The organism is Polaromonas sp. P3_C2 (genome assembly GCF_056402675.1).
This window is the reverse complement of the sequence record NZ_JBFUGX010000480.1, coordinates 1-3218: the sequence shown is the minus strand read 5'-3', so window position 1 is coordinate 3218 and position 3218 is coordinate 1. Positions and strand designations below refer to the sequence as shown.

The following is a 3218-nucleotide window of genomic DNA, read 5'->3' as shown; positions in this document are numbered from 1 at the left end:
TCGAACTGGATGCCGATGCTGGGCAGGCCGAAATAAATGACGAAGAGCTGCACCAGCAGCGGCGTGCCGCGCATGCAGCTGACATACAGCGTTGCCAGCTGCGAAAGTACCGGCACCTTGGCCAGCCGCGTGACGGCTACCACGGTGCCGATGATGGCGCCGAAGAAAACAGACGCCACCGCCAGCAGCAGCGTCCACGCCGCGCCCTTGAGCATCAGCGGCAAAGCGTCGCGCAGCAACTGGGTCAAGCCTGTCAGGTCCATATAGGTCTCCACAAATAAAAACCCCGGCGCRGAGCCGGGGTTGTTTCAGGCGCCGGCCCAGAAAAGGCGGCGCGCGGCTGATCGGATATTACTTCGCTTGTGCCGTTTATTTGGCAACGGGCGGCTTGCTCACGTCGCGGTCAAACCACTTGGTGGAGATCTTCGCGAAGCTGCCGTCGGCTTGCAGGTCTGCCAGCGCCTTGTCGATGGCGGCCTTGAACTTCGGGTTGTTCTTCACAAAAGGAATGCCGGATTTTTCAAGGTCACCCACGGGCGCACCGGGCTTGAGAGGCAGCTTGGTCTGCTTGACGATGTAGGGGATGAGCAGGCTGTCGTTGAGCGCGGCGTCGATGCGGCCCAGTGCCAGATCCTGCAAATACTCTTGCGCGCCGGGGTAGGTCTTCACGTCGATGCCGCCCACTTTTTTGGCGATGTCGGCGTAGTTGGTGCCCTGGCCCAGGCCGAGCTTTTTGCCCTTGAGGTCGGCCAGCGTCTTGAACTCGCGCTTTTCGTCCTTGCGGATGATCAGCTGCGGGGCGGAGATGGTGTAGGGCTCGGAGAAATCAAAGGTCTCCTTGCGCTTGTCGGTGATGCCCACCTGGTTGATCACCACGTCGTACTTGCCGGCCTGAAGGCCTGCCAGGATGGCACTCCATTCGCTGGTGGAAAACTCGGCTTTCACGCCCAGCTTTTGCGCCAGGGCATTGGCCAGTTCCACTTCAAAGCCGGCGAGCTGGCCGCCTTCCTTGTAGTTGAAGGGCGGGTAGGTGCCTTCGAGCGCCACTTTGAGGGTGCCGCGCTGCTTGACGGTGTCGAGCAGGTCGGCTGCGCTGGCGCTCAGTGCGAGCGTCAAAAGGAGTGTGGAGACGATGGTGGAGGCGGCGGCTTTGCGAATATTCATATTCAACCTTTGCATAAGAGAATTGTTATTGAGATGAATATCGAATATTAAATCTGCCACCACTTTGGTGCATGCGCGGCAGCAAAAGCCCTACGGCGAATCCGGATGCTTCGCGGACGCTGCGCGTGAACTCAGGGCTTGGCGCAGTGGGCGTAGATGTCGAGCGCGGGCTTGTAGATGCTGGTCTGCACATTCATCAGGCCGAGCACCGAGTGAAAGTAGTTGTCGTGGCTCACCGGTGCATCCAGCTGTTGCCTGAGGCACGCGGTGGTCAGCTTGTTGCGCTGCTCAAATTCGGGTGAGAGCCAGGTGATCCAGGGCACGCGCTTTTGCACCTCGGGCGCAATGCCCCAGGGCATGCCGTGCAGGTAGAGGTTGTTCTCGCCCAAGGACTCGCCGTGGTCGGCCAGGTAGAGCAGGGCGGGCGCGCTGCGCGCCTCTTGCGCCTTGAGCCACTGGATGGAAGACGCCAGCAATTTGTCGGTGTAGACGATGCTGTTGTCATAGGCATTGAGCAGGCCTTCGCGGCTGCAGCTTTGCAGCGCATTGTCGGTGCACTCGGGCAGGAATTTTTTGACGGCTTGCGGCGAACGCTTGTAATATGCCGGGCCGTGGCCGCCCATCTGGTGCATTACCACCACCACGCCTTTGGCGCGGCGCTCGGCGGGCAGTGCGGCAATGCGTTCATCAATGCCGTGCAACATCACTTCATCAAAACATTCGCCGCTGTCGCACAGGCCTGGTACTTTGAGCTGTATGGTGTTCACGTTGGGCACGCGGTCACACACGCCTTTGCAGCCCGACTGGTTGTCGATCCACAGCACGGCCAGGCCCGCGCGTTGCAGCACGTCCAGCATGCCTTCGTAGTTGGCGGGCCGCGAGTCATAGCCTTCGCGACCGAAGTTGGAGAACATGCAGGGCACAGAAGCCGCAGTGCTGGTGCCGCACGACCACGCGTTGCGCAGGCTCACGACGTTTTCTTTGGCCAGCAGCGGGTTGGTGGGCCGGCCGTAGCCGTTCAGCGAAAAGTTGGCGCTGCGCGCCGTCTCGCCCAGGACCAGCAGCAACAGCGGCGGTTTGGTTTGCGCTGCATAGCTTGCCCCGAGTTTGGCGTCTTCACCCAGGGGCAACACGATGGATTCATCACGCTGGAACGGTTTTGCCGCGATGGAACCCAGCGCGTAGAAGGAGTTGAGTGGGTTGATCAGGTAGCGCACATGCGTGTAGTTGCGCATGACGGAGGCAATGCTCTGGAAAAACAAAAACACCACTAACACCAGCAGCACGCACGCTCCGGTCAGCGTGGCTGCGTTGGTGAGCATCTGTCGCACTGCGCCTGCACGTCTGACCTTCTGCCGCCACAAAAAGATCATCGGCAGGACCGCCAGCACCATCACCGTGGCCAGCAGTCGCCAGTTCAGCAGGTCGCGTGTTTCGCGCACATCAGTCTGCAGCGTGTTGATCATCATGGTCTTGTCGATGACCACGCCATAAGTCACCATGAAATAGGCGCCGAAAGCGGCCGACAGCAGAAAGACCGTGATGGCGGGCTTGAGTGTCCAGCGCCAGGCCAGCACGCTGAGCAGCGCGGTGGTCGCCAGCGCAATCACCAGCGCCAAGGCGATGCTTATGACCACCGCCTGGCCCCCGGTAAGGCCGGGCAGGCGGGCCAGCTCGCGCCACAAGGCCACATTGCATACCGTGGCAATCCAGAGGCTTGCAATGACCACCAGCCACAACGGCCGCATGCCGGCGTCTTGCCGCACAGTGGTCAGGGGGGCGGGCCGCGATGTGGAGGATGCGGAAGGGGAAGGGCGCAGCGGCATAGCGCTGGATTGTATTGGGGCGGCCTTAATGCAGGCTTAAGGCCTGCTCACGGTCTTCAATCAAGCGGCCACAGCCAGACCCAGCTGCTGCGCATGGTGCCGCAGGTGTTCGGCCATGAAGGTTGCGATGAAGTAGTAGCCGTGGTCATAGCCCGCGTGGCGGTGCAACGCCAGCGGCTGGCCCGCCTTGGCGCAGGCGGCTTCAAAGAGCTCGGGGTACAACTGCTC

General features: G+C 61.3%; 3 protein-coding genes and 1 pseudogene. All 4 read right to left on the bottom strand.

Annotation, left to right across the window (positions count from 1 at the left end; translation table 11 throughout):
• On the bottom strand, positions 1-263 hold a 263-nt coding region (locus AC1DWI_RS17500), incomplete at its 3' end, for an ABC transporter permease subunit (protein ID WP_477725310.1).
• A 106-nt stretch (positions 264-369) separates the two neighbouring features.
• Complete coding sequence (locus AC1DWI_RS17495; RefSeq protein ID WP_477671076.1) at positions 370-1164, bottom strand: transporter substrate-binding domain-containing protein; 795 nt, start codon at positions 1162-1164, stop codon at positions 370-372.
• 131 nt (positions 1165-1295) lie between these two features.
• Entirely contained in the window at positions 1296-2990 is a 1695-nt protein-coding gene (locus AC1DWI_RS17490; RefSeq protein WP_477671075.1) for a phosphoethanolamine transferase, read from the bottom strand.
• Between the two features lie 60 nt (positions 2991-3050).
• Positions 3051-3218: pseudogene (locus AC1DWI_RS17485) on the bottom strand (S-formylglutathione hydrolase); the annotation flags it as partial.

Excerpts from the sequence above, each read along its gene's own strand:
- AC1DWI_RS17495 (WP_477671076.1), bottom strand. The coding sequence starts at position 1,164 with ATGAATATTCGCAAAGCCGCCGCCTCCACCATCGTCTCCACACTCCTT.
- AC1DWI_RS17490 (WP_477671075.1), bottom strand. The coding sequence starts at position 2,990 with ATGCCGCTGCGCCCTTCCCCTTCCGCATCCTCCACATCGCGGCCCGCC.